Source organism: Cupriavidus sp. 01L43, from assembly GCF_056399925.1.
The window spans coordinates 255,334-281,010 of record NZ_JBFTSH010000004.1; the positions used below are offsets into that span (position 1 = coordinate 255,334).

The window sequence follows — 25,677 nt, forward strand, 5'->3', positions numbered from 1 at the left end:
GTGGCTCCCCGTGATGACGTCCACAATTTATACCCGGATAAAATTAAAGTCAATATTACCCGGGTATAAATTTACCCTGAGGTGGCGAGGGAATAACAGCAGGGTGTCCTGCGTTTACGGGGCATGCGGCCGCAACCAGGCCGCCACCCTTCGCGAGGAGCCCCGTGCCCAGTCATCACCGATCCCCATCACCACCGCTAAAGTTCCTCCTGCCGTTATTGGCCGCCCTTGCGCTGCCCGCCGTCGCCGCCCCGCTCGCCGGCCCTGACAGCGCCGCGTTCCTGTGGGAAAGCGATGCCGCCATGACAAAAATGATGGACGACATGGCGGTCAAGCCCGGCGGCAACGTCGACGAGGACTTCGTCGCGATGATGATTCCCCACCATCAGGGCGCCATCGACATGGCCATGGCCGAGCTGCGCCACGGCAAGAACGAGCAGCTCCGACGCATCGCGCAGGAAATCATCGTCGACCAGTTGCAGGAGATTGCCGCGATGCGGCTCGCGCTCGGACAGCCCCTGCCCCCATCCGCGCCGGCGCCCACCCGCCCGGATCCGGCCCAATCGGCCAGCCAACCCACCACCCCCAGCCATTCCGCTCACGCGCACTGATGCGCCCACGACCATGACAAGACATTCCCTCAGGAACACCCTCTCCCTCATGCTGCTGCTCGGCGCGGCCAGCGCGGTTCTGGCCGGGCAGGCGCCGGGACCGTCGACGGCCCCGGACGTCCCCATCAGCCACCGCGACCGCCTCTATGCCGCCGAGCAGTTCTCCAACACGGTTTCCGTGACGGACCCGGCGGACAACCGGCTGCTGGGCGTCATCCGCCTGGGCGACCCTGCGCCGGGCAACTTCAGCCCGCTGTATCGCGGTCAGGTGCTGGTCCACGGGATGGGCTTCTCGCCGGATCACCGCACGCTTGCCATCGTGTCGATTGGGTCAAACTCGGTGTCGTTCATCGACACGGCTACCAACGCCGTCAAGCACGTCACCTACGTGGGACGGTCGCCGCACGAGGCGTTCTACACGCCGGACGGCAAGGAGGTCTGGGTCACCGTGCGCGGGGAGAACTACATCTCGGTGATCGACGCCGCCACGTTCCAGGAAAAGACCCGCATCACCGTGGCCGACGGCCCGGGCATGCAGATCTTCTCGCCCGATGGCAAGTACGGCTACATCTGCTCGTCGTTCAATCCGGAAACGGCCGTGGTCAGCGTGGCCGACCATCAGATCGTGGGGCGCGTGAAGCAGGAGAGCCCGTTCTGCCCGAACATCGCCGCCACGCCTGACGGCAAGCAGGTCTGGTTCACGCTCAAGGACGTCGGCAAGGCCCAGGTGTTCGAGGCCCGCCCGCCCTTCCGTCTGATCAAGACGCTGGAGACTGGCCCGATCACCAACCACGTGAACTTCGCCCACACGGCGGCGGGCGACTTCGCCTACATCACGGTGGGCGGGCTGAATCAGGTCAAGGTGTTCCGGACCGATGACTTCTCCCAGGTCGCCACGATTCCGGTGGGCAGCCTGCCGCACGGCATCTGGCCCTCGGGCGATGGCACGCGCATCTACGTGGGGCTGGAGAACGCCGACCAGCTGGCCGCCATCGACACCGCCACCAATCAGGTAGTCGCCAACGTGCCCGTCGGACAGGCGCCGCAGGCCATCGCCTATGTGCCGAACGCCGTGCCTGAGGGCGACGGCACGCAGGGGCTCCAGCCGCTGGGGGTGGCCGGGCAGACCACGCAGCTGAAGCTGCATGGCGTCGCGAACGGCAAGCCTGTGGCCACCGACCATGCGCCGACCAGCGTCACGCTGTTCGATCAGGGGCTGCTCCAGGTCCTGCAGGCATCGGCCACCGGGTTGCAGCCCAAGCGCCCCTATGTGCTGGCGCTCGCCACCCGCGCGGATGGCAGCGGCCCGCTGGAGCCGCTCGCCGCCTTCATGGCGAATCCGGCGGGCTCGGCCATCGTCAATGCGATTGGTCCGATCCGGCAGGTGGTGCGGGACGATGCGGGGGCCGGCGCGCGCCGCTATCTCGTGATCGCCCCGTCCGAGAACGGCAAACCCGGCGCGCCTGTGCAGGTGCAGGCGCTGTAGCCGGTCCGGGGGGCCGGGAAGGTACGGCGGATGATACAAATGGCACGACATTTGCGTAGTACCTGGCAAATGCGTAGTACCCATCCCGGCCGCGCCCCACATTCCCAGCACAATGCCCCTTTCCGCCTCAACCCTCGTCCTTCGGGCCAAGCAGCTCGAAATCGAGGCCGTCCGCCTGATGGCAAGCCGCGTGGAGTTGGCCGACCTGATCGGCCAGCTGATCCACGCCTTGCAGCGTGAACGGGGGGCCAGCAGCATCTTCCTGGCCTCCGGTGGGCAACGGCTGGCGCAGGAGCGCCAGACGGCGATGGGCGAGGCGGTCCACATCGCCTCCCGGCTGGGCGAGCGCTTCGCCAGCCAGCTGGAAGCGGGCCATACGGGCACGGCGTCGATGGTGTCGTTGATGGCCTGGGTCCAGCTCGATCTGGCCACGCTGCCGGCGCTGCGCCAGTCCATCGATCAATGCCAGACCACCGCGCACGACGCCGTGGCGGCGTTCAGCCGCCTGATTGCCGCGCTGCTGGAGCTGATCTTCCATCTGGCCGATGTGGCCATGTATCCGGGCATCGCCCGGCCGCTGGTGGCCTTCGTCTACCTCGTGCAGGGCAAGGAAGCCGCCGGGCAGGAGCGGGCCGTCGGGGCGCAGATGTTCGCCTCCGGCACCTGTGCGGGCACTGCGCCGCAGCGCGTGCAGCAGTTGGTGGAAGCCCAGCAGCGCAGCTTCCAGATGTTCGAGCGCTTCGCCGACCCGTCGCTGCTCGCCGCATGGCGGCAACGGCAGGCCAGCGCCGCGGTCGCCGCGCAGGACGGCATGCGCCGCACGCTGCTGACCACGCCGCCGGGCACGGCGCTGGTGCACGACGACAGCGAGAAGTGGTTCGAAGTCTGCAGCGAGGTCATCACGGGCATGTGGACGCTGGAGATGCAGGTGGTGCAGGACCTGCGCAAGGCCTGCGAGGCGCAAATCAAGCGTTCCCAGGCCGATCTCCAGGATTCGGCCGGGCTGCTGCGCCAGCTACTGGACAACCCACCGCCCCATACCCATGCCGTCGAGCGCTTTTTCGATGTGGCCGAGCAACCCGCCGCCGCCCCTGTGCTGCCGGGCATGCCCGATGCCGGAAACGGACCCGCCGAGGTGCACGCCACCACCGTCACGTCGCTGGAGCGCCTGCTGCGCCAGCAGTCGGCGCGGCTGGCCCAGACCGAAGTGGAACTCGATGCCGCCCGGCGCGCGCTCAAGGAGCGCAAGGTGATCGAGCGCGCCAAGAACGCGCTGATGACCCGCATGGGGCTCAGCGAGGACGCCGCGTTCCGGGCCTTGCAGAAGGCGTCGATGGACAACAACCGCCGGCTGGCGGACATTGCCGAAGCGACCCTCTCGCTCACCGGCCTCGCCCTGCCCCCACAGGACGACGATGAGCACCAGGATTGAACCCGCCCGGCCGCGCGCACCAAAAGCGGGCGGCCCATGCACTACCAACGCCCCCTAGATCGTCACTTGCCCCAACCCGGCCCAACCCGGCCCCACCCGGCCCCACCCGGCGGCGGGCATGGAACGTGCGTCAGCACTGACATCGGGCTGATGACGGCCCGGCAGTGCATCACCTTGTAAAGCATCAAGGATGACGGCGTCCTGTCACGTGCCGGCCATAGGCCGGGCGGACGGACGCCGTTTGTCTTTTCTGAGCCAAACGAAGGAAACGGAGAGGAATACCCCATGGCCTATCTCGCCCCCACCGAGTTCGTCACCAAGATGGTCGATGCCGGAGAGTCCAAGCTGCTGATGTCCACGCGTGACACGCTGATCCGGTCCTATATGGCCGGCGCCATCCTGGCGCTGGCGGCAGCCTTCGCGGTGTCCATCACCGTCAACACCGGCAACGCGCTGGTTGGCGCGCTGCTGTTCCCGGTTGGCTTCTGCATGCTGTACCTGATGGGCTTCGACCTGCTGACCGGCGTCTTCACGCTCGCGCCGCTGGCCGTGCTGGACCGCCGCCCGGGCGCCACCTGGAGCGGCGTGCTGCGCAACTGGGGCCTGGTGTTCTGTGGCAACCTCGCCGGCGCCGTCACCGTGGCGTTCTTCATGGCCATCATCTTCACCTTCGGCTTCTCCGAAGCCCCGAACGCCATCGGCCAGAAGATCGGCCACATCGGCGAAGGCCGCACCGTGGGCTACGCCGCGCATGGCGCCGCCGGCATGCTGACGCTGTTCATCCGCGCCGTGATGTGCAACTGGATGGTCTCCACCGGCGTGGTGGCGGCCATGATGTCGACCTCGGTGTCCGGCAAGGTCATCGGCATGTGGATGCCCGTGCTCGTGTTCTTCTACATGGGCTTCGAGCACTCCATCGTGAACATGTTCCTGTTCCCGTCGGGCCTGATGCTGGGCGGCAACTTCACCCTCATGGACTACCTGATCTGGAATGAAATCCCGACCGTGCTGGGCAACCTGGTGGGTGGCCTGACCTTCGTGGGCATCACGCTCTACAGCACGCACTACAAGTCGGCCAGCAAGCGCGCGCTGGGCTGATCGGATCACTACCCGGTATCGAGGCGACCGCGCCATGTCCGGCGGGCTCCAGGTCAGCGTTGGCCAACACTCGGACGCTGGCCGGAAGGCGGTCAACCAGGACTTCCATGGCGTGACCCACCCCGCCGGCCACCACCGCGTGACCAAGGGGGTCGCGCTGGCGCTGGCGGACGGCATCAGCAGCAGCGCGGTCAGCCAGATCGCCAGCGCCGCCGCCGTCCGCACCTTCCTCGAGGACTACTACTGCACCTCCGAAGCCTGGACCGTGCGGCGGGCGGCGCAGTGCGTGCTGGCCGCCGTCAACTCCTGGCTCCACGCGCAGAGCCGTCACAGCGAAGCCCGCTTCGACCGCGACCGCGGCTACGTCTGCACATTCAGCGCGCTGATCTTCAAGGCGCGGGAGGCCCACCTGCTGCACGTGGGCGACGCGCGCGTCTATCGGCTGCATCGGCACACGCTGGAGCAGCTCACCGTCGATCATCGGGTCTGCGTGTCGGCCTCTGAGGCCTATCTGGGCCGAGCGCTGGGTGCGAGCCCGTCTGTCGAAATCGACTATCGGACGTGGGGCGTGGAGCCCGGCGAGATCTACCTGCTGGCCACCGACGGCGCCTACGAATACCTGGAAGCCGCCGATGTCCACCAGGCCCTGACCGCCAGCGACGACGACCTGGACCGCGCCGCGCAGACGCTGACGGCGCTGGCCCTGACGCGCGGCAGCGAGGACAACGTCACGCTGCTGCTGGCCCGTGTCGACGCCCTGCCCGAGCCCGGCGCCCGCAACGCGATGGCGCAGACCGGGCACCTGACCCTGCCGCCGCCGCTCACGCCCCGCATGCAGTTCGAGGGCTACACCATCGTCCGGGCGCTGCATGGCAGCGCGCGCAGCCACGTCTATCTGGCGACGGACGACCACAGCGGACAACACGTCGCGCTGAAAACGCTTGCCGTCGATCAACGCGACGATGCGGCCCATCTGGAGGGCTTCCTGCTCGAGGAATGGGTCGCCCGACGCATCGACAACCAGCACGTGCTGCGCCCCCACGCGGCGGACCGGCCCCGCAAGCACCTGTTCGTGGCGATGGAGTACCTCGAAGGCCAGACGCTGGCGCAATGGATGATCGATCATCCCCAGCCCGACCTGGACGCCGTGCGCGGCATCATCGCCCAACTGGCCACCGGCCTGCAGGCGTTCCACCGGCGCGAGATGCTGCACCAGGACCTCCGCCCCGAGAACGTCATGATCGACCGCTCGGGCACCGTCAAGATCATCGATTTCGGCTCGGTCCACGTGGCAGGGCTGGCCGAGGCCACGCGGCCGCCCCACGCCGCCATGCCGGTCGGCACGCTTCAATACACCGCGCCGGAGTACTTCGTCGGCGATGACGGCACGGCGGCCTCCGACCTGTTCTCGCTGGCCACCCTCGCCTACCAGATGCTGACCGGCAAGCTACCCTACGGCCTGCAAGTCACGCGCATCCGCGACCGCGCCGACGTCCGCCGCCTGCGCTACACCAGCCTGCGCGAGCAGCGCCCCGAACTCCCGGCCTGGGTCGACGACACCCTGCGGCGCGCCCTGCACTCCAACGCGCTGAAGCGGCACGAAGCCCTGTCGGAATTCGTCCAGGCATTGCGGGCGCCCACCGAGCCGCTCTGGCAACGCGCCACGCCCCCGCTGCTGGAGCGAAACCCGCTGCGGTTCTGGCAAGCGCTGGCGGCACTGCTGGGGGTGGCGGTGGTGGTCTTGCTGGGGCTGCGGGTAATGGGGGTGTAGCGGAATGGACGTAAAAAACCCGCCCAGCCTTGCGGCCGGGCGGGAAATCGCTTCCACGGGAAGGTCGGCGAAAGGGTTAGCGCACGGGTTGGCGCACCGATTTGAATGCCGCGCGGAGTTCCTCGGCAAACAGTTGCGGCTGCTCCCAGGCGGCGAAATGCCCGCCCTTGGCGGCCTGGTGGTAGTACATCAGCGAGGGGTAGGCCTGCTTGCTCCAGCTTTCCGGCGCGCGGTAAATCTCGTGCGGGAATACGCTGATCGCCACCGGCACCTTGATCTCGCGCGTCTTCTGCGCGTCGGCGCTGAAGTTGTTGTTATTGTTTTCCCAATAGAAACGCGAGGACGAGGCGCCCGTATTCGTCAGCCAATAGAGGGTGATGTCATTCAGGATCGCGTCCCGGGACACCACGCGCTCGGGCACGCCGTCGCTGTCGCTCCATTGCACGATTTTCTCGTAGGTCCAGGCGGCCAGGCCCAGTGGCGAATCAGACAACGCGTAGCCAATGGTCTGCGGCCGGGTCACCATCATTCCGCCGTAGGCGGCATTACGGCCGAAGAAGGTGCTCAGCGACTGGTAGGCATCGCGCTCCGGAGCGGTCAGTTCCGACGGCGGCGCATCGCCGCTGAGAATCGACTTCATCAGCGGACCCGGCACGGTGGCGGGCATATTCAGATGGATGGCCAGCAAGCCCTTCGGCGCCTGCCGCGCGAGGGCATCGGAAATGACCGAGCCATGGTCGCCACCCTGTGAAACATAGTGCGTATAACCAAGCCGCTTCATCAGGACATCCCACGCGCGCGCGGTGCGGTCCGGCCCCCAACCCAGTTCGGTGGGCTTGCCCGAAAAGCCGTAGCCGGGAATCGACGGAATCACGACATCGAACGCGTCATCCGCCGAGCCGCCAAAGGCGGTGGGGTCGGTCAGCGGGCCAATCGTCTTGGTGAACTCGAAAACCGAGCCCGGCCAGCCGTGCGTCAGGATGACCGGCAGGGCCTTGGGGTTGCGCGAGCGGACGTGGATGAAATGAATATCCACCCCGTCGATCGTCGTGACGAATTGGGGCAGCGCATTCAGTTCCTTCTCGGCCTTGCGCCAGTCATATTGGGATCCCCAATATTTGACGAGTTCCTGAACCTGCGCCGTCTGGATGCCCTGGGATTGATCGCTGACGATTTCCTTGTCGGGCCAGCGCGTGGCCGCAATCCGCTTGCGCAAATCGTCGAGCTGGCGCTGGGGCACATGCACCTTGAACGGACGAATACTCTCGTCGGTGCTGGCGCGCTGCGCGGCGGCAGCCTTCGGCGCCGAATCCGCGGCAAATGCCGGCTGCATGGCGCCGGCAAAGCCAAAGGCCGCGAGCACTGCCGCGCCAGAAATGGCCCGGCGGGCCAATGCGAATTGCCAAACGGATGGGGTCACTGCACGGGACATAAAGATTTCTCCTGGTTGATTCGCCCAATGCAAAGAAGTGGGCTTGTAGGGGGCTTGTACGAACCCACGCAGTGTGACCGCCAAGTGCCCGCCCAACGTGTCGCCAATGCACGGTTTTGGCTCGCCATGTATCCTCACGCGGCCAGATACATTGCGATACAGAGTCGGATGGATGGCGCGCCGGCCGGCTGATATAACTGGCCCGAAATTCGGCACCGGTACTCCCTTCGTCCCCCTCCTCAAGACCAAGAAAAAAGTGATGAACTTCGAATCATTCGCCTCCCCCGCCTTTTTCACGAATCCGTATCCGCTGTACGACCAGATCCGCAGCGCGGGCGCCCTGCTGCCGCTCGGGCGCAACATCTTTGTCACCGGCCACTTCGCGGTGATCGATGCCTTGCTGCGCGACCGCCGCATGGGCAAGACCTACCTCCAGAGCGTGGAGGCGCGCTACGGCGAAGCCGCCACGCAGGACCCGGTGTTCCAGGCGCTGAGCCGCACCTTCCTGATGATGAATCCGCCGGCGCATACCCGGCTGCGCGCGCTGCTCATGCAGGCGTTCAATCGCAAGCAGGTGGAGGGGCTGCGAGAGATTGTCGAAACCACCACGCAGGCGCTGCTCGACCGTATCGGCGACAAACTCGGCGCCAACCCCGGCGACAAACCCGAATTCGACCTGATTGCGGATTTCGCCTTGCCGCTGCCGGTGGAGATCATCTGCCGGCTGCTGAATATCCCTGCCGCCGATGGCGTCGCACTCGGCACGGCCGCCAGCCGGCTGGCCTCCGCGCTCGACCTCGCGCCGCTCAACGCCACCCAGCTCGCGGCGGCGAACGAGGCAGCGCTCGAGCTGGAGGCGTATTTCCAGACCGTGGTGGCGCGGCGACGCGCACATCCCGGGGAAGATCTGATCTCCAGCCTGCTCGGGGCGGAGAACGACGGCGCCACCCTGAGCGAGGCCGAGATCATCTCGAACGTGATCCTGCTGTTCGTGGCCGGCCATGAAACCACCTCGAACATGATCGGCAACAGCATGATCGCGCTGTTCCGGGCGCCCGCCGAGCTGGCGCGCCTGAAGTCGCAGTTGTCTGACGCCCCGGCGGTCTCGCAAGCCGTGGCGGAATGCCTGCGCTATGACGGCGCGGTGCAGATGGTGGTGCGCACGGCATTCGAAGACGTCACCGTCGAAGACGTGACCGTACCGCGCGGCAGCATCGTCTTTATGCTGATCGGCGCCGCCAACCGCGATCCGGCCGTGTACACCGACCCCGACCGCCTCGACCTCGCCCGCGACGCCACGCCCTCGCTCGCCTTCGGCGGCGGCATTCACTACTGCCTCGGCACCCGGCTGGCCACGCTCGAACTCGAATCGGCGATTGCAGGCGTGCTCGCCCGCTTCCCGGACTTGCAGCCGGTTGACCTCGATCAACTGTCCTGGCACCGCCGCAACAACCTGCGCGGCGTGGAGACGCTGCGGGTTCGCACGCGGTAACGCGGGCGGCGGCTCCCCGGGGCTGGGGTATCCTTGCGTGTCCCTTCCGCACCTACCCCAGCCACCATGACCACCCCCACGCCCAGCACGCCCCCCGATATCCGCCTGACCAGCTTTTCCCATGGGGGCGGGTGCGGGTGCAAGATCGCGCCGGGGGTGCTGTCCGAGATCCTGCGGAGTAGTGGCGGGTTGCCGATGCCGCCGGAGTTGCTGGTAGGCATCGAGACCGCCGATGACGCGGCGGTCTACCAGTTGAACGACGACCAGGCGCTGATCGCGACTACCGATTTCTTCATGCCGATTGTCGACGACCCGTTCGACTTCGGCCGCATTGCCGCCACCAATGCCATCAGCGACGTCTACGCCATGGGCGGGCGGCCGATCATGGCGCTGGCGCTGGTGGCGATGCCGGTGAACCAGTTGCCGTTGGAGGTGATCGGCCGGGTGATGGAAGGTGGGCAGGCGGTGTGCCGGGCGGCCGGCATTCCGATTGCCGGCGGGCACACCATCGACTCGGTCGAGCCGATCTACGGGCTGGTGGTGATGGGTCTCGCGCATCCGTCGAAGATCCGCCGCAACCGCGACGCCCGCGCCGGCGACGTGCTCGTGCTCGGCAAGCCGCTCGGCGTGGGCGTGCTGTCCGCCGCGCTGAAGAAGGGCCAGCTTGCCGATGACGGCTACGCGCGGCTGATCGACACCACCACGCGCCTGAACACCCCCGGCATGGCCCTCGCGGCGTTGGACGGCGTGCATGCGCTGACCGACGTCACCGGCTTCGGCATCGCCGGCCACACGCTGGAGCTGGCGCGCGGCGCCGGGCTGCGCGCGGTGCTGGACTGGTCCGCCCTGCCCCTGCTGCCCGAGGTGGCGGCGCTGGCCGGGCAAGGCCATGTCACCGGGGCGTCGCGCCGGAACTGGGAGGGCTATGGCGCCGAGGTGCAACTCGATGCCGGCCTGCCTGCCATCGCCCAGGCTCTGCTGACCGACCCGCAGACCAGCGGCGGCCTGCTGGTCAGTTGCGCGCCGCAGGCGGTGGATGCCGTGCTGCGCATCTTCCGGGAACAGGGTTTCGGCGAGGCCGCCGTGGTCGGCCGCATGGAGGCCGGCACCCCCGGCCTGACGGTCCGCGCATGAAGCCCGTCGTCCGTGTGGAGGATCGGCACGCCTTCGATACGCTGATCGATGCCCGCTCGCCCGCCGAGTTCGCCATCGATCACATTCCCGGGGCCGTGAACTACCCGGTGCTGGACAACGAGGAGCGCCGCATCGTCGGCACGCTCTACAAGCAGGCCGGCGCCTTCGAGGCCCGGCGGGTAGGCGGCGCGATGGTGGCGGCCAACCTCGCCCGCCATCTGCGTGAAGCCTTAGCGGATCGCCCGGCGAACTGGAAGCCGCTGATTTATTGCTGGCGCGGCGGGCTGCGCAGCGGGTCGATGACGACGTGGCTGCGCCTGGTCGGCTGGGACGCCCAGCAACTGGCCGGCGGCTACAAGTCCTGGCGCCGGCATGTCATCGACACCCTCGCCGTGCAGGCCCCGCTGCTGCCGCTGGTGGTGGTGTGCGGCGCCACGGGCAGTGCCAAGACGCGGCTGCTGCACGCGCTGGCCGCGCAGGGCGAGCAAACCCTGGACCTGGAGGGGATGGCACGGCACAAGGGATCGCTGCTGGGCGCCCTGCCGGATCACCCCCAGCCCTCGCAGACCGCCTTCGAAACCGCCCTCGCGGCGGGGGTCGAAGGGCTGGATTTTTCGCGCCCTCTATATATAGAGGGCGAAGGCCCGCGGATCGGCCAGCTGAACCTGCCGGTGCCGCTGGTCGCCCGGATGCGCGCCGCCCCCTGCGTGGAGATCCAGGCGGCGCTGCCGGCGCGGCTGGACTTCCTGCTGCGGGACTACGCCTACCTCGGCGAGCGGCCCCAATGGCTGGCCGACCAGCTCGCGCATCTCAAGCCGCTGCATGGCAAGGACACCATCACCGCCTGGCAGGCCATGGCCCACGCCGGCAACCTGCCCCGGTTGTTCGCCGAACTGGCGACGCGGCACTACGACCCGGCCTACGCGCGCTCCCAGCGCAAGCACTTCTATGCGTGGGATGCGCGCACCGTGATCACGGCGGACGACCTGTCCCCCGAAGGGATCGTGGCTCTGGCGCGGGAGATTGCAGCAACAGAAGCGGCAAAGCGAGCAAAACAGGGCGGATAAGCCACCGCCAGCAAGCCGGGCGAACTTCCTTCACAATAGCGCCCTGACGCCACACCGGAGCACGCTGGCAGCCCCGAGGCAGGACACAGATCCCGCCCGCCAGTGCGTGGTGATCCATAAATGCTTGCGATCTCTCTCCTTATGTCCGCGCCCTCCGGAAACTTCGACACCCTACCCGACCTCTCCTCCGACTCCGACGCCTCCACCCCCCGCAACCGCTCGGCCGACCGCCGCGCGCTGCTGGCATTGGGCGTGGGCAGCTTCGCCATCGGCACCGGCGAATTCGTCATCATGGGCCTGCTGCCCGATGCCGCCCGCGACCTGGCCATCTCCATTCCCCAAGCCGGCCACCTGATCAGCGCCTACGCGCTGGGCGTGGTCGTCGGCGCCCCGCTGCTGGCCGTGCTCGGCGCGCGCTGGCCGCGCCGCAACCTGCTGATCGCGCTGATGGCGTTCTTCGCCGTCGGCAACTTCGCCAGCGCGCTGGCGCCGACCTATGCGTCGATGATCGTCGCGCGGCTGGTGACGGGCTTCCCACATGGCACCTACTTCGGGGTGGCGGCGCTGGTGGCCGCCGGCCTGGTCCCGCGCGAGAAACGCGCGCAGGCCGTGGGGCTGGTCATGCTCGGGCTGACCATCGCCACACTGATCGGGGTACCGATTGCCGCCGCCATCGGCACATGGCTAGGCTGGCGCGCGGCTTTTGTGATCGTGGGCGCCATCGGCGTGCTGACGGTGCTGCTGGTGCTGGCCTGGGTGCCCTTCGTGCCGCCTGACCGCCACGCCAGCCCGCTGCGGGAGCTGGGCGCGCTGGCGCGCAAGCAGGTCTGGCTGACGCTCGGCATCGGCGCCATCGGCTTCGGCGGCCTGTTCGCCGTGTTCAGCTATATCAAGCCGACCATGCTCGAAGTCGCCCACCTGCCCGCCGGCGGCATCCCCGTGGTACTGGCGCTGTTCGGCGTGGGCATGGTGGCGGGCAACCTCGCCGGCGCCAAGCTGGCGGACAAGGCGCTGATGCCGACCATCGGCGGCGTGCTGGTCTGGTCGGCGCTGGTGCTGGCGGCCTTTGTCTTCACCGCGCCGCATCCGTGGCTGGCGTCGATCAACGTGCTGCTGATCGGCACGGGCGTCGCGCTGGGACCGGCCTTGCAGATCCGGCTGATGGATGTGGCGGGGGATGCACAAACCCTGGCCGCCGCGCTCAATCACTCTGCCTTCAACCTGGCCAACGCGCTGGGCGCATGGCTCGGCGGCGTGACGATTGCCGCCGGCTACGGCTGGACCTCCACCGGCTGGGTGGGCCTGCTGCTGGCACTGGGCGGGCTGCTGGTCTTCGGGTGGTCGCTGCGCAGCACGTCCCGCCGGGGCGTTACGGCCGCTGCATAGCGGCGTCTTCCACCACGCGGTGGACGAATTCCAGCTTGGCCACCACCTGCGGGGACAGCGTGAACGGGTAGCTGTCCGGCACGCCCAGGCTCCGGTTCAGGCTGTTCAGCGCGTAGGTGAGCGGGAACCAGCGGTTCATCAGGCTGCGGAAGGACGAATCCTCCACCGGCGTCTGATCGGTCAGCGTCGGCTCCTGCGCCCCCTCGGGCCGCAGCACCAGCCCGCAGGACACGGCGGTATCGAGCGTATCGACGATATGGAGGTAGTGGGCCCAGGTTTCGGCCCAGTCCTCCCACGGATGCATGGTGGCGTAAGCGCTGATGAAGGCGTCCTGCCAGTCTGGCGGCAGGTTGCCCTCGTAGTAGTGCTGCAGGGCCGTGTTGTAGTCCACCCGCTCGTCGCCGAAGCGCGCGCGGAACGGCTCAACCCAGCGCGTGCCCACCACCAGCCGCGTGAAGTAGTAGTGCCCCACCTCGTGCCGGAAGTGGCCCAGCAGCGTGCGATAAGGCTCGTGCATGGCGGTGCGGGTCTGCTCGCGATGGGCGTCGTCGGCCTCGGCGATGTTGATCGTGATGCGGCCGTTGTCGTGGCCAGTCAGGACCCTGCTGTGGTCGTCGGCGTCCTGGAGGAAGTCGAACTGCAGGCCGCCATCGGGGTCATCGTCGCGCGAGTCGATCGGCAGGTTCAGGGCCAGCAGGGTATAGAGCAGGCGCCGCTTGGCCACCTCCAGCCGGTACCAGTAGAGCCGGTTGTCCGGCACATCGAGGTTGGGGATGGTATCGGTCAGCACGCAGGACTGGCACAGGGTCTCCTCGTTGTTCGCCGGCACCATCCAGTTGCAGACCGCCTCCACGCGATAGTTATGGCAACGCCGGTAGATCGTGCCGGCCGTGTCCGGTTGCAGGCTGCGCCAGCCGGCGTCGTCATCGCCCTCGAACGCGGCGATCTGGGAAATATCCGGCAGGAAACCGAGCGTGGCGTTGCAGCGCTCGCAGGTAACGTTTTCAAAAAAGACGAGGTTGCCGCAGCGATTGCAGTGGAATGTCTTCATGGTCAGAGAGTGTTGGCCAGTCGGACCCGGCCCCGGGTCAGCATATCGCAAGAGCCATGCCGGAGCGGCATGATCGACGCAAGATGACCGAAAAAGCCGTGTGATCCATCCGCTTGCGTATAATCCGGGCTTCCGTGGCCAACGCGCCACGGACCGGCCCCGGGCCAATTCAATACCGGTCGGCGCGCAGCGCCGCCCACCTTCGCGGAAGTGCATCAGCCCCCCCGGCGGCCGTCACTTCTTGTTGTTCCCCTTGTTGCTCCCCTTCGTGCCCCCGACATGCGCAAACTTCCCAGGCTCGCCCTCAGCCTTGTGCTGGTTGCTCTGATCCAGCTACTCCCGTTCTCGTACTCGTCAGCCTTCGCCGCCGAATCGGCGTCGGCCGCCGAGGCCCCCGCAGCCGTCACCCTGACCCACGTCGAGGCGATGGCCGAACTGAAGCGTCTGCAGATTGCGCAGGACGAGATCAAGCAGCAGGCCTCCGGCAATTCGAACAACCCCAAGCTCGACGGGCTGGACGACGCCCTGCGCCAGCTGGCCGCCGATGTGGACAAACTGACCGCCACGCTGACCGCCCAGCGCGCCGCGCTCCAGGCCCAGCTCGATGTGCTCGGTCCGCCACCCGACGCGGGCACGGCCAAGGAAGCCCCCGCCGTGGCGCGGCAGCGCGCCGAGCTGAACGCGCGCAAGGCGCAGCTCGACGAAGAGCGCAAGCAGACCGCCGACAGCCAGGAAAACATCGCCAACCTGAAGGATCAGGTGGCCAAGCTGCACCGCAGTCAGTTGCGCGACCAGCTCGCGCTGCGCTCGGACAGCATCCTCAATCCGCAGTTCTGGGCGCCGCTGGTCAAGCGCTCCGCCGAAGACCGCGAGCGGCTGGGCGCGCTGCGGGACGATGTGGTGCCGCTGCTGGCGCTGGCGTGGGAGCCCGCACAGCGCGTGGGCACGGTGCTGTGGCTGGTGTTCGCGCTGGCGGTGTGGTCGCTCGGTCGCCGGCTTTTGGAGCGCGGCGCGGCGTGGTTCTGCCTCACCCAACTGCCCGAGACCCGGCTGCGGCGCAGCGCGCTGGCGCTGGCCACGGCCCTGACCACGGTGCTGACGACGGCGCTCGCGGCGCAGATCGTCTTCTCTACCTTCACGCGCGGCTACGAACTGACGCCGGAATTCCAGGAACTGATCGCCCAACTGGGCAAGCTGATGATGACCAGCGCGCTGATCGCCGGCCTGGGCCGGGCGCTGCTGTGCACCAAGCATCCGTCCTGGCGCCTGCCGGCGCTGGCCGACCCCGTCGCGCTGGCCATGAAGCCCTTCCCGACCGTGCTGGCCGGGCTGTTGCTGGTCTCGGGCACGCTCGAACTGCTGAGCCGCATGGCCGATACCAGCGTGCAGGTCACGCTGCTGGGCCGGGGGCTGGTCTCGCTGGTGGTGGTGCTGACCATCGGCGCCGCGCTGCTGCGCGCCAACCGCGTGCGGACCGAACTGGCCGCGGCCGGGGAGCGCCCCGAGGCGCGCGCCACGCTGGCCGGCCTGATCCACGCCGCCGTGACCGTGGTGGTGATCGTGTCGATGGTGGCGCTGCTGATCGGCTATATCAGCGTGGCCCGCTTCCTGACCTACGAACTGGTCTGGTTCGACATCGTCCTGTGCACGCTCTACCTGCTCACCCAACTGACGCGCGATGTCTGCGAGACGATGTTCTCGTCGGCGCACCGCAGCGGGCGCGTGATCAAGCAGCTGTTCGGGGTGGATGACAGCCATCTGGACCAGGTATCGACGGTGCTCTCCGGCATCGGCGCCAGCCTGCTGTTGCTGGTAGCCGTGCTGGCGCTGCTCACAGGTGGCTTTGGCACCACACCGGCGGATCTGCTCAACACGCTGCTGACCGTGCTCGGCGGCGAGAAGCTGCGCAGCCTGAACATCATGCCGGACCGCATCCTGAACGCGGTGATCGCGCTCGTGGTGGGGATCTGGCTGATGCGCGCCGTGCGCCGCTGGCTGGACCAGGAACTGCTGCCCAAGGTGTGTGGCGAGCCGGGCCTGCGCGCCTCCCTGATCACGCTGTTCAGCAACGTCGGCTACGTGCTGCTGGTGCTGCTCATGCTGTCGCTGCTGGGGGTGAAGTGGGAGAACCTGGCCTGGATCGTCAGCGCGCTGTCGGTGGGTATCGGTTTCGGCCTGCAGGAGATCGTGAAGAACTTCGTCTCGGGCCTGATCCTGCTGACCGAGCGGCCGGTGAAGGTGGGCGACATGGTCAGCCTGGCCGGCGTGGAGGGCGATATCCGCCGCATCAACGTGCGCGCCACCGAGATCCAGCTCGGCGACCGCTCGACGGTGATCGTGCCCAACTCGCAGCTGATCTCCCAGAACCTGCGCAACGTGACGATGAGCAACAGCACGCAGGGGGTGGCCACGCTCCAGCTGACCTTCCCGCTGAACATCGACCCCGAGGAGGTACGCGACCTGCTGCTGGACGCCTACCGCGGGAACGAGGCCATCCTCGACATTCCCGCTCCCTCGGTCACCTTCAGCCAGCTGGCGCCGAACGGCATCACGCTGAGCGTGACGGGCTACGTGAACAGCCCGCGCATCGCCGCCAACACCAAGAGCGACCTGCTGTTCGAGATCCTCAAGCGGCTGCGCGCGGCCGATATCGCCCTGTCGGTGCCGCAGACGCTGCGGCTGGAGAACACCGCCGCCGCGCTGGGCACCTAGCCTGCGGTCCGGGTCGGACCCGGTGTAGAGTGCGGGAGGCCGCCAGCCGGCTGCCTCCCCTCCCCCCTTCGACAAGGAACCGGACATGACGCTGCAAATCGACCGCCTCGACCATCTCGTCCTCAACGTGAAAGACGTGGAAGCCAGCGCCGCCTGGTACGAGCAGGTGCTCGGCATGCAGCGCGAGGATTTCGCGTCGCGCACGGGCACGCGGGTGGCAGTGAAGTTCGGCCAGCAGAAGATCAACCTGCGCCCGGTGGGCGAAGACACCGTGGCGTGGTTCACCGGCGTGCACCCCACCGCCGGCAGCGACGACCTCTGCTTCATCACGCATATGCCGCCGGCCGAGGTCATGGCCCACTTCCTGGCCCACCGGGTGCCGGTGGAGGTGGGGCCGGTGCAGCGCTCGGGCGCGCTCGGGCCGATGACCTCGGTCTACTGCCGCGACCCGGATGGGAATCTGGTCGAGGTGGCCAGCTATCCGGCTGCGACCTGATTGCGACCTGGCCGGCTTTTAAGTCTGTCTTAAGCTTCCGTACCTACAGTGGGGCCATCCCACCCACCACCACACAGGTGACGCGATGACCCCTCAAGATACCCAGGCACTCGACAACTTCCTGACCCAGCTGACGCAGGCCCGCCTGCAGGCCAAGGACCCGCAGGCCGCCGCGATGATCGCCGACGCCGTGGCGCGCCAGCCAGACGCCGCCTACCTGCTGGTACAGCGCGCCATGCTGCTCGACCACGCGCTGGCCGACGCCCGCGCGCAGATCGCCGGGCTGCAACAGCAAGTCCAGCAACTCCAGCAGGCGCAGGCCGCGCAGGGCTACGGCGCGCGCGGCTTTGCCGATGGCGACGTGGCCTGGGGCAACAGCGTCGGGCGCGGCGTGGCGCCGGCCGCTCCGGTCCAGCCGGTTTCCGTCGCCCCCGCAGCTCCGATGCAGCCGGCCCCGCCCGCGCGCGGCGGTTTCCTCAGTGGTGGGTTCGGCAGCGCGCTGGGCAGCATCGCCACCACCGCGGCCGGCGTGGCCGGCGGCGCGTTCCTGTTCCAGGGGATCGAACACCTGTTTAACGGCGGTGGTAGCGGTGGCGGCAACAGTGGCAACGGCTTCCTCGGGGGCCAGCCGTCGGAAACCGTCGTCAACAACTACTTCGACGATGGGCAGGGCTTCGGCAGCGGCACGGCCGACAGCGGCAACCTCGACGCCGGGCTGGACGACTTCCTGGACGACGACTCGTCGCAGGTCTGAGGGCGGAGGAAGGTGGCGCTACACTGGCGCCACCGCCCACCTTCGCGAGCCCCTCATGTCCGAACAGCGCCTGCTCTATCCCCCGATCGAACCCTACGCCACTGGCATGCTGGATGTGGGCGACGGGCACGTGGTGTATTACGAACGCGTGGGCACGCCCGGCGCCAAGCCGGCCGTGTTCCTCCATGGCGGCCCCGGCGGCGGGATCTCGCCCGACCATCGCCGCCTGTTCGACCCGGCGCGCTACGACGTGCTGCTGTTCGACCAGCGCGGCTGCGGGCGCTCCACCCCGCATGCCGGGCTGGAAGCCAACACCACCTGGCACCTCGTGGACGACATCGAACGGCTGCGCGAACTGGCCGGCGTGGAGCGCTGGCTCGTGTTTGGTGGCTCGTGGGGTTCCTCGCTGGCACTGGCCTATGCCGAGACGCATCCCGAACGGACCAGCGCGCTGGTGCTGCGCGGCGTGTACACGGTCTCGCAGGCGGAGCTGGACTGGTATTACCAGTACGGGGTCTCCGAGATGTTCCCGGACAAGTGGGCGCGCTTTCAGGCGCCCGTGCCGGAAGCCGAGCGCGGCAACATGATGGCCGCCTACCGCAAGCTGCTGACCGGCGCCGACGAGGCGAAGCAGCTCGAGGCCGCGCAGGCGTGGAGCGTCTGGGAAGGGGAAACCATCACGCTGCTGCCCAGCCCGGACAACAGCGCCAAGCATGCCGACGCGCATTTCGCGCTGGCCTTCGCCCGGCTCGAGAATCATTACTTCACGCACCGCTGCTGGTTCGAGGACGGCCAACTGTTGCGCGATGCGCATCGGCTGGCCGGCATCCCCGGCGTGATCGTGCATGGCCGCTACGACATGCCGTGCCCGGCGCGCTACGCGTTCGCGCTGCACGCCGCGTGGCCCGAGGCGGAGTTCCATCTGATCGAGGGTGCCGGGCATGCCTGGACCGAGCCCGCCATCATGGACCAGCTGATCGCCGCCACCGACAAGTTCGCCGTGCAGCCCTGACGACTGCCGGTTTCCGATGACTGCAAGGGCGTCGCCGCACGCCCGTGTTGGGTAGCTCACAGACCCCTCGCGCGCGTGTCCGGCGCGAGCTTTCACCCCCCACGGCAGCGACCTATCCTGAACTCACGGGCGCCCCCGGCACCATGCGGCACCAAGCGGCGGCAGCCCGGATTCATCGAATGCGGGAGCGGTCATGACGCTGCGTAGCCTGTTGTTCATCGCCTCCATCGGACTCGCCTGGGCATCGCCCGCCCCGGCCGCCGGATGCCAGTACGACATGCAGTGCAAAGGGGAACGGATCTGCCAGATGGGGCAGTGCGTCTCCCCCGATGCCGAGGAGGCCGCCGAGCCCGCGCCAAAGCCGCCCGCCGCACCCGCCGCCCGCGCCACCCCTGCCCCCGCGCCCGCCGCTGCCCCGCGCCTGTGCTGCACCGTCGCCGGCAAGCTCAAGCTGGCCCCCGGCACCGACAACGGCCTCGCGGCCGGCGAGGCCTGCCAGGGCATGACCAGCTCGGGCAAGCCCGTGCCGGGGTCGATCTGCTAAGGATTGGCGGAGCGACGCGCGGCGGCAACGGCTGGCCCTCGGCGCTCAGCTCGTCGTGGCGGTACAGCTGAAGTTTGCCGCGTCGTTCTGCTGCGCCTGCGTCGAATTGGCCGGCCCCGTGTACTTCGGATAGCTGCCGTAGACGCACACCGGCCGCGTGCGACCGTTGGTCGCCGTGGTGCTGGCACCCTTGTTGCCGTCCGTCGCCACCAGGCCCGCCGGCGCCGCGCCGTTGACCACCCATCCGTCCAGCGCCGCGAGCCAGTCCACCGTGCTCTGGAACTGCCCGCTGCCGTGCCCAAAGCCCGGAATCAGGTAGAAGCGCGAGAACGTGTCCGCCGTGGCTTGCGTGTAGCGCTGCACGAGCCGCGTGTAGTAGTCGATCGAGTTATACGGCGTGATCGACGAATCGTTGGTGCCGTGGAACATCAGCACCTTGCCGCCCTTGGCGCGGAACGCGTCGAGGTCCACATAGCTCGCGTCCAGCATGTCGCTGACCTGTGTGATGCGATTCTTCCAGTCGGCCGGATCGAAGCCCTGGATCGAATCGATCGACAGATTCCTGGTGATGATGTACCGCACCGTCGTGTCCGAGATGGTGTACTGGAACGCGTCGCCGCTGGGCGGGGTGCTATAGGCCGGCTTGCTGCCGAAGCCTTGCTCGGTGAACGTCGTGCCGTCCAGGATCGGCCACTTGCCGTAACTGCTGATGCCGCCAGGCAGCGTGAAGCCGAGGTTGAAGCGCGAGTTCAGGTGCGCCACCGTGGCGATCTGCGCGTCGGAGAGGCAGGTGTCCCCGGTGTCGGTGCCGCCGGCGCAGCGCAGCGGGTTGCTGACATCGGTCAGGACGAACTTGCTGGTGAGTGCGGTGCAAGCCGCGCCGTTGGGGTTGCTCACGACGCCGTCGGCCACGCCGTCCAGCGTGTCGCAGGCATTCATCGCCGCCGTGAACAGCGTCTTCATCTTCGCCGCACTGATCCAGCCGGCACCGCCATTGAGATACAGCGCCTTGGCGAAGTCGTTGCTGGCCACGTGCATCATCGTCACGTTGTAGGCGGGATAGCCGGCCACCACGCCGTCGTAGTCCTCGGGGTAGAACTGCGCCGCAATCAGCGCCTCATGCCCGCCCTGCGAGCCGCCGACGAAGTAGCTGCGTGCAGGGGCAGCGCCATAGCGCGCCTTGACGATGGCCGCCACGGCGTCGTGCGTCTTCTTGATCTGCAGGCGCCCGAAGTTGGCGAGCGCCTCGTCGTTGAGCGCAAACGCGCCACCGCCCGAAGCATCGTGGCCGCTGTCGCTGCCGTAGGTGACGTAGCCCTGCCGGATGGCATTGGCCACGCTGGCCGGCTGCGCCGTGAACGCACCGTCGCCGGTGACGACAGTGCCGTCGAGCCCGCCACCGCCCATCTGCAGCGTCTTGCTGTTCCAACTGGTGGGCAGGTTGACCTGGAAGTTGATGTCGGGCGCCGTCACGTCGACGGGGCGGATCGCGCCGAGCACCTTGCAGTACTCGCCATTGACGTTGCCCGCGGCGTCGGCCGCGATCCATTGCGCCGACTGGACCACCGCGCCGCTGGTGCTCAGGCCGATGTCCGGCGCACCAATCCTCATCGTCGCCAAGGCGTTGCACTTCTCGGCGGCGCTGGCGTTGGCGGGTGTACTGGGGACGGTGGTCGTCGTGCTCTGGGAGGGGGCGGCGGCGTCATCGCCGCCACATGCGGCCAGCGACGCCGCGACTGCCGTGGCCAGCGAGAACGCGCCGACCGAGAAAACCTTTCGGGAATACGCCATGCTCAAGTCTCCTTCTCATCTCTTTTTGGACGACAACAGGCCACACCGTGCGCGCGGGGCGCACAGTGCAGTGGAAACCGTGAAGAGGGATGACGGGCCGCGCACGCGTCGTGGGCGACGCGGCGGGCCGGCTAGGTGGCGATCTACCTGGGCGTCGGGCCGCCGGCAGCCTGCCCGGCCCAGTCGGCGCCCTGGCCTGCCCCGCCGCTCACCGAGTAGAGCGCGCCGGGCGCGTTGCGGGTCTTCTGGAAGTCTTCGAGCGATTGCCCGCGCATCGCCGCGTAGATGTGGAGGTTCGAGACCCCGCTGACGGCGCCGAGCTTCTCCAGCAGGAAGAAGATCACGCCGTAGTGGATCATGCCGCGCCAGTCGCGCCGGGTGATGAGGTCGCGCTCCTCGGCGGTGAGGTCGGCTTCGTCGAACGTGGCCGCCGGATCGGCCCGGAAACGCTCGCGGAACGCCGGCAGCACCAGCTGGTGCAGGTAGCGGTTGATGCGGTAGGCGCGCACGCTGGTTTCCAGCGAGAACGGGTAGGTGCCTTCCAGCTGCTCGATGCCGCGTAGCTGGTGGCCGATGCGTTCGCGCTGGCGCTCGGCCCGGGCTTCCTGCATCGCGCGGTCGTCGGCGGCATGGTTTTCGTAGACGGCTACGGCGATGCCAGTCATCGACGGCAGGTAGTAGTCGCGATGCTTGCATTCGATGCGGGCCGCCATCGCGCCGCGCATCACCATCCACATCACCACCTCGGCGCTCTCGAAACCGCCCAGGCGCGCGTAGTCGGCATGGGTCAGCTCCAGCAGCGCCTCCGGGTCGGACTCGAACAGGTCCAGGAACTTGTGGTCCCACGCGGTGTTGTTGAAGCCGCAGCGCTCGCCATGCACCTGGTGCGACAGCCCGCCGGTGGCCACCACGGCCACGCGCAGGTCTTCCGGATAGCTCTCCACCGCCCGGCGGATGGCCTGACCAAGCTTGTAGCAGCGGCGCGCGGACGGCGCCGGGGCCTGCAGCACGCCCACCTGCAGCGGAATCACGCTGACCGGCCAGCCGGCCTCCGCGTCGTGCGGCACCATCACGGACAGCGGCGAGAAGCAGCCGTGATCCAGCGCCTTGTGCTGGAAGAACGACATGTCGAACTCGTCCGCCATCAGCGACGCGCCAACGTGCCGCGCCAGCGCCGGATGCCCGCTGACCGGCGGCAGCGCGCGCGGCCCGCCGCCCTCGTCGGCCGGCGACCACGACTCCCCCACGCCCAGCGCGAACGCCGAGTAGTGATCGAAGAAGAACGACGTGACGTGGTCGTTGTAGATGACCAGCAGGACGTCGGGCCTGGCTTCGGCCAGCCACGTGCTCACCGGCGCGTACGCCGCGAAAATGGGCGCCCAGGCGGGGTCCTGTTGCTTGCCTGCATCCAGGGCGAAGCCGATGGTCGGTGTATGGGAGGACGCAATCGCGCCGATGATGGTGGCCATATCAAGCTGTCAGGCAGTCACGGCGCGAGGCTGCGCCTTGGTGGAAACAATGGAGATCGCCGCCATGGTGGCGGGAATCGCCAGGATGGCGATCACCGCGCTGAAGCCCCAGCCCATGGACAGCAGCACGCCGCCCGCCATGGAGCCGGTGATGCTGCCGAAGCGGCCGATACCGAGCATCCAGCTTACGCCGGTTGCCCGCACCGGGGTCGGGTAGCAGGACGGGGCGAAGGCGTTCAGGCCGGTCTGCGCGCCGCTCATGCAGAAGCCGGCCATCAGCACGTAGAACGCGAACATGGCCGAGGTCACCGAGCCGGAGGCCAGCATCAGGATGAACACGGCGCCCAGCACGTAGGCGGTGCCGATCACGCGGCTCGGCGTGATGCGGTCCATCAGGAAGCCCACCACCAGCGCGCCAACGGTGCCGCCGAGCTGGAACAGCGCGGTGAGGTTGGCGGCACGGTCGATCGGCAGGCCGGCGTCCTTGATCAGCGTGGGCAGCCAGCCGCTCAGCAGGTAGATCACCAGCAGGCCCATGAAGTAGGTGATCCACAGCGACAGCGTCATGCCACGGAACGCGTTGGAGAGCAGCGTGCGCACCGGCTGCTTGCCCGAGACCTGGACCTCGCTGATGGTGAACGTCGTGTCCGGGGCGATGGTGCTGCCGCAGACGCGGCGCAGCGTGCGCGCAATCCGCTCCGGCGACATGTTCTTCACGACCATGAAGCGCGCCGACTCCGGAATCAGCAGCAGGTAGATCGGCAGGCAGGCCAGCGGAATCGCGCCGCCCACCATCAGCACCGCGCGCCAGCCGTAGTGCGGCAGCAGCGCGGCGGCGCCGAAGCCCACCAGCGCCGAGCCGAGGTTGAAGCCCGTGAACATGGTGGCCAGCAGCATGCTGCGCGAGCGCTCCGGCACGTACTCGGAGAGCAGCGTGGTGGTGCTCGGCATGGCGGCGCCCAGGCCCAGGCCGGTCAGGAAGCGCAGGAAGGACAGCATCGCCACGCTGTCGGCAAAGCCGCTCAGCAGGTTGAAGGTGCCGAACAGCGCGATGGAGCCAATCAGCAGCTTCTTGCGGCCGAAGCGGTCCGACATCGGCCCCACCAGCAGCGCGCCGATGGCCAGGCCGATCGGGGCGGCGCTCATCACCATGCCGAAGGCGGCCTTGGAGATGCCCCACTCCCGGGTGATGTCCGGGGCCAGGAAGCCCATGATGGCCACGTCCATGCCATCGGTGGCCACGATCATGAAGCACAGCACCAGCAGCAGCCACTGGTACCCCGACATTTTTCGCTCGTTGATATGGGCCCGGATATCGAGCCGTTGTCTGGTTGTCATGCCGTCTCCTGCAGCAAACCGCTCAGCGGTTCTTGTTATCGAGATGTCTAATCGCCGCGGGCGCGGCCCGCCGTGACGCAGCGGCTCACGGCAACGGCAGTCTACGTTTGGGGCGGCCGGGCAGTATTGCTTTCTGACTTGGGCCGCGTTGCCGTTTGCTTATCGGGACGGGAAAACGGGGGGGTGGGAAACCCTGATGTTGGCGGGCGAGGTGCCAGGGGTGTGCCGGGCGCCTCAGCGCCAGACGGCGCTGGACGCCCGCAGCTGGGCGATCAGCGCGTCGGCGCCAGGCGAGAGCCGCGCCCCCATCCGCGTGGTGATGCCGATGTTCCGGGAGGTGCCCGGCATCGGCAGGTCCAGCACGCGCAGCCAGCCGGCGTCGATCTCGTAGTGCAACTGGAGCGCGGACAGCGCGGTGATCATGTCGCCACGCAGCAGCAGGCCGCGCACCAGGGCGAGGTCGCCGGTTTCCACCAGCGGCTGCGGCAGGGGGTGGCCGTGGGCGGCGAAGACGTCGTCCAGCGCCTGGCGCGAGGGCGAGCCGCCGCGCGAGACCACCCACGGGTACGGCGCCAGATCGTCGAGCGAAAGCCGCTTGCGGCTGGCCAGCGGATGCGCGGCGCGCGCGATCAGCGAGATGCGATCCTCGAACAGCACTTCCGTGGCCAGCCCCTGCGACGGGTCCGGACGCAGCGCGCCGAGGATGAAATCGATGCGGCCGCTGAGCAGGCCGGCCGTCAGCTCCTCATAGGGGCTTTCCAGCGACTGGAAGCGCAGCTTCGGATGCCGCCCGTGGACCTCTGCAATCGCCATCGGCAGCAGTTGGGTCCGCCCCAGCGGCAGCGCGCCGATGGTCACCGCGCCTTCCAGCACGCCCTGCAGCGCCGCCATGTCCGCGCGGATATGGCGCAGATCGGCCAGCGCGCGCTCGAAGCGCACCACCCAGCGCGCGCCGTGGTCGGTCGGCACCATGCCGCGCGCCGTGCGCGTGAAGATCTGCTGGCCCAGCGCGTCCTCAAGCCGGGCAATCGCCTGGCTCACCGCCGACTGCGACACCCCGATGGCCGCCGCCACGCTGGGCATGTGGTGCACCTCCGCCAGCAGCGCGGCCACCTCCAGGCGCCGTTCATTGTGCAGCGCTTCCAGGCTGGCCACGGGGGCGCCCTGCCGGCCCCGCATGCGCATGGCGTCGTCCCGCACCTCGCGCAGCGCGGCCTCGATATGCTGCGCCCGCACCAGCACGATCTCCCCCGCCCGCGTCAGCAGCATGCCGCGCCCCTTGCGCTCGAACAGCGCCACGCCCAGCGCCGATTCCAGCGCGGCCACGGAGCGGGCGATGGCCGACGAGGCCCGGTGCAGCGATTCCGACGAACGGCGCACGCCCCCTGCCGCCGCGACTCCGGCGAAGACGTGGAGGTGATGCAGGCTGACGGTATCGGTGGAGAGCATGGGGGCGGATCGGGGCGGAGGGCTGGGGCGGTTGGCCGGGTGGCGCCCGGCGCGATAAGCAGATTAGAACAGTTGTCATGCGACATCGCAACCAAGCCCGCCGGGTGCGCGCCGATACTCGCTGCACCTTGTCGTACCCGGAAACCCGCCGC

At 68.3% G+C, this 25,677-nt stretch carries 20 protein-coding genes; 14 read left to right on the plus strand and 6 right to left on the minus strand.

Translation table 11 applies throughout. The annotated features are described in order from the left end of the window. Positions 1–164: 164 nt before the first annotated feature. From AC1DP9_RS09990 to AC1DP9_RS10010, 5 genes are all read left to right on the plus strand, one after another. Positions 165–611 (plus strand): DUF305 domain-containing protein, encoded by a 447-nt coding sequence (locus AC1DP9_RS09990; RefSeq protein WP_477107239.1) that lies wholly within the window; start codon positions 165–167, stop codon positions 609–611. Between the two features lie 13 nt (positions 612–624). Then, positions 625–2,097 carry a YncE family protein gene (locus tag AC1DP9_RS09995; protein ID WP_477107240.1) on the plus strand — a complete coding sequence of 491 codons (1,473 nt, stop codon included), beginning with the start codon at positions 625–627 and terminating at the stop codon, positions 2,095–2,097. Between the two features lie 112 nt (positions 2,098–2,209). Beyond that, on the plus strand, positions 2,210–3,529 hold the full coding sequence (locus AC1DP9_RS10000; protein ID WP_477107241.1) for a nitrate- and nitrite sensing domain-containing protein: 1,320 nt from the start codon (positions 2,210–2,212) through the stop codon (positions 3,527–3,529). A 285-nt stretch (positions 3,530–3,814) separates the two neighbouring features. Next, positions 3,815–4,627: a formate/nitrite transporter family protein gene (locus AC1DP9_RS10005; protein WP_092294636.1), complete on the plus strand. Its 813-nt coding sequence runs from the start codon at positions 3,815–3,817 to the stop codon at positions 4,625–4,627. A 34-nt stretch (positions 4,628–4,661) separates the two neighbouring features. Further along, complete coding sequence (locus tag AC1DP9_RS10010; protein WP_477107242.1) at positions 4,662–6,398, plus strand: bifunctional protein-serine/threonine kinase/phosphatase; 1,737 nt, start codon at positions 4,662–4,664, stop codon at positions 6,396–6,398. Positions 6,399–6,474: 76 nt separating this feature from the next. Here the strand turns inward: AC1DP9_RS10010 and AC1DP9_RS10015 are convergent, their stop codons facing one another. Next, positions 6,475–7,731 (minus strand): epoxide hydrolase family protein, encoded by a 1,257-nt coding sequence (locus AC1DP9_RS10015; RefSeq protein ID WP_477107313.1) that lies wholly within the window; start codon positions 7,729–7,731, stop codon positions 6,475–6,477. A 358-nt stretch (positions 7,732–8,089) separates the two neighbouring features. Between AC1DP9_RS10015 and AC1DP9_RS10020 the strand changes: the two genes are divergently transcribed. The 4 genes from AC1DP9_RS10020 (at position 8,090) to AC1DP9_RS10035 (ending at position 12,909) form a co-directional block, all read left to right on the plus strand. Then, complete coding sequence (locus AC1DP9_RS10020; RefSeq protein ID WP_477107243.1) at positions 8,090–9,322, plus strand: cytochrome P450; 1,233 nt, start codon at positions 8,090–8,092, stop codon at positions 9,320–9,322. A gap of 66 nt (positions 9,323–9,388) precedes the next feature. Further along, the gene (gene selD, locus AC1DP9_RS10025) at positions 9,389–10,456 is read left to right on the plus strand and encodes a selenide, water dikinase SelD (RefSeq protein WP_092294630.1); all 1,068 of its coding nucleotides are present in this window, start codon (positions 9,389–9,391) and stop codon (positions 10,454–10,456) included. Beyond that, a complete protein-coding gene (gene mnmH / locus AC1DP9_RS10030) occupies positions 10,453–11,523 on the plus strand; it encodes a tRNA 2-selenouridine(34) synthase MnmH (RefSeq protein WP_477107244.1) in 1,071 nt (356 codons plus the stop codon). Before selD ends, mnmH begins: the two co-directional genes overlap by 4 nt. Before the next feature lie 141 nt (positions 11,524–11,664). Further along, on the plus strand, positions 11,665–12,909 hold the full coding sequence (locus tag AC1DP9_RS10035; protein WP_477107245.1) for an MFS transporter: 1,245 nt from the start codon (positions 11,665–11,667) through the stop codon (positions 12,907–12,909). Here the strand turns inward: AC1DP9_RS10035 and AC1DP9_RS10040 are convergent. Beyond that, entirely contained in the window at positions 12,893–13,960 is a 1,068-nt protein-coding gene (locus AC1DP9_RS10040) for a zinc-binding metallopeptidase family protein (RefSeq protein WP_092294624.1), read from the minus strand. The two genes, AC1DP9_RS10035 and AC1DP9_RS10040, sit on opposite strands and share 17 nt — an antisense overlap. Before the next feature lie 279 nt (positions 13,961–14,239). Between AC1DP9_RS10040 and AC1DP9_RS10045 the strand changes: the two genes are divergently transcribed. The 5 genes from AC1DP9_RS10045 (at position 14,240) to AC1DP9_RS10065 (ending at position 19,478) form a co-directional block, all read left to right on the plus strand. Continuing rightward, positions 14,240–16,672: a DUF3772 domain-containing protein gene (locus AC1DP9_RS10045; RefSeq protein ID WP_441592814.1), complete on the plus strand. Its 2,433-nt coding sequence runs from the start codon at positions 14,240–14,242 to the stop codon at positions 16,670–16,672. A gap of 85 nt (positions 16,673–16,757) precedes the next feature. After that, entirely contained in the window at positions 16,758–17,168 is a 411-nt protein-coding gene (locus AC1DP9_RS10050; protein ID WP_441592815.1) for a VOC family protein, read from the plus strand. Positions 17,169–17,253: 85 nt separating this feature from the next. After that, positions 17,254–17,922: a DUF2076 family protein gene (locus AC1DP9_RS10055; RefSeq protein WP_477107246.1), complete on the plus strand. Its 669-nt coding sequence runs from the start codon at positions 17,254–17,256 to the stop codon at positions 17,920–17,922. A 55-nt stretch (positions 17,923–17,977) separates the two neighbouring features. After that, positions 17,978–18,934: a prolyl aminopeptidase gene (pip, locus tag AC1DP9_RS10060; RefSeq protein ID WP_092294616.1), complete on the plus strand. Its 957-nt coding sequence runs from the start codon at positions 17,978–17,980 to the stop codon at positions 18,932–18,934. A 193-nt stretch (positions 18,935–19,127) separates the two neighbouring features. Continuing rightward, on the plus strand, positions 19,128–19,478 hold the full coding sequence (locus tag AC1DP9_RS10065) for a hypothetical protein (protein WP_092294614.1): 351 nt from the start codon (positions 19,128–19,130) through the stop codon (positions 19,476–19,478). Positions 19,479–19,523: 45 nt separating this feature from the next. Here AC1DP9_RS10065 and AC1DP9_RS10070 read toward each other — a convergent pair whose 3' ends face one another. The 4 genes from AC1DP9_RS10070 to AC1DP9_RS10085 form a co-directional block, all read right to left on the minus strand. After that, positions 19,524–21,269 carry a tannase/feruloyl esterase family alpha/beta hydrolase gene (locus tag AC1DP9_RS10070; RefSeq protein ID WP_477107247.1) on the minus strand — a complete coding sequence of 582 codons (1,746 nt, stop codon included), beginning with the start codon at positions 21,267–21,269 and terminating at the stop codon, positions 19,524–19,526. A gap of 143 nt (positions 21,270–21,412) precedes the next feature. After that, entirely contained in the window at positions 21,413–22,738 is a 1,326-nt protein-coding gene (locus AC1DP9_RS10075) for a gallate dioxygenase (protein ID WP_092294610.1), read from the minus strand. A gap of 9 nt (positions 22,739–22,747) precedes the next feature. After that, complete coding sequence (locus AC1DP9_RS10080) at positions 22,748–24,076, minus strand: MFS transporter (protein WP_477107248.1); 1,329 nt, start codon at positions 24,074–24,076, stop codon at positions 22,748–22,750. 234 nt (positions 24,077–24,310) lie between these two features. Next, the gene (locus AC1DP9_RS10085) at positions 24,311–25,525 is read right to left on the minus strand and encodes a LysR family transcriptional regulator (protein ID WP_477107249.1); all 1,215 of its coding nucleotides are present in this window, start codon (positions 25,523–25,525) and stop codon (positions 24,311–24,313) included. Between the last annotated feature and the right edge of the window lie 152 nt (positions 25,526–25,677).

Excerpts from the sequence above, each read along its gene's own strand:
- AC1DP9_RS10065 (WP_092294614.1), top strand. The coding sequence starts at position 19,128 with ATGACGCTGCGTAGCCTGTTGTTCATCGCCTCCATCGGACTCGCCTGG.
- AC1DP9_RS10015 (WP_477107313.1), bottom strand. The coding sequence starts at position 7,731 with ATGCAGCCGGCATTTGCCGCGGATTCGGCGCCGAAGGCTGCCGCCGCG.
- AC1DP9_RS10070 (WP_477107247.1), bottom strand. The coding sequence starts at position 21,269 with ATGGCGTATTCCCGAAAGGTTTTCTCGGTCGGCGCGTTCTCGCTGGCC.
- AC1DP9_RS10035 (WP_477107245.1), top strand. The coding sequence starts at position 11,665 with ATGTCCGCGCCCTCCGGAAACTTCGACACCCTACCCGACCTCTCCTCC.
- selD (WP_092294630.1), top strand. The coding sequence starts at position 9,389 with ATGACCACCCCCACGCCCAGCACGCCCCCCGATATCCGCCTGACCAGC.
- AC1DP9_RS10000 (WP_477107241.1), top strand. The coding sequence starts at position 2,210 with ATGCCCCTTTCCGCCTCAACCCTCGTCCTTCGGGCCAAGCAGCTCGAA.
- AC1DP9_RS10005 (WP_092294636.1), top strand. The coding sequence starts at position 3,815 with ATGGCCTATCTCGCCCCCACCGAGTTCGTCACCAAGATGGTCGATGCC.
- AC1DP9_RS10050 (WP_441592815.1), top strand. The coding sequence starts at position 16,758 with ATGACGCTGCAAATCGACCGCCTCGACCATCTCGTCCTCAACGTGAAA.
- AC1DP9_RS10085 (WP_477107249.1), bottom strand. The coding sequence starts at position 25,525 with ATGCTCTCCACCGATACCGTCAGCCTGCATCACCTCCACGTCTTCGCC.
- AC1DP9_RS10055 (WP_477107246.1), top strand. The coding sequence starts at position 17,254 with ATGACCCCTCAAGATACCCAGGCACTCGACAACTTCCTGACCCAGCTG.
- AC1DP9_RS10075 (WP_092294610.1), bottom strand. The coding sequence starts at position 22,738 with ATGGCCACCATCATCGGCGCGATTGCGTCCTCCCATACACCGACCATC.
- AC1DP9_RS10010 (WP_477107242.1), top strand. The coding sequence starts at position 4,662 with ATGTCCGGCGGGCTCCAGGTCAGCGTTGGCCAACACTCGGACGCTGGC.
- AC1DP9_RS10045 (WP_441592814.1), top strand. The coding sequence starts at position 14,240 with ATGCGCAAACTTCCCAGGCTCGCCCTCAGCCTTGTGCTGGTTGCTCTG.
- AC1DP9_RS10040 (WP_092294624.1), bottom strand. The coding sequence starts at position 13,960 with ATGAAGACATTCCACTGCAATCGCTGCGGCAACCTCGTCTTTTTTGAA.
- AC1DP9_RS09995 (WP_477107240.1), top strand. The coding sequence starts at position 625 with ATGACAAGACATTCCCTCAGGAACACCCTCTCCCTCATGCTGCTGCTC.
- mnmH (WP_477107244.1), top strand. The coding sequence starts at position 10,453 with ATGAAGCCCGTCGTCCGTGTGGAGGATCGGCACGCCTTCGATACGCTG.
- pip (WP_092294616.1), top strand. The coding sequence starts at position 17,978 with ATGTCCGAACAGCGCCTGCTCTATCCCCCGATCGAACCCTACGCCACT.
- AC1DP9_RS10080 (WP_477107248.1), bottom strand. The coding sequence starts at position 24,076 with ATGACAACCAGACAACGGCTCGATATCCGGGCCCATATCAACGAGCGA.
- AC1DP9_RS10020 (WP_477107243.1), top strand. The coding sequence starts at position 8,090 with ATGAACTTCGAATCATTCGCCTCCCCCGCCTTTTTCACGAATCCGTAT.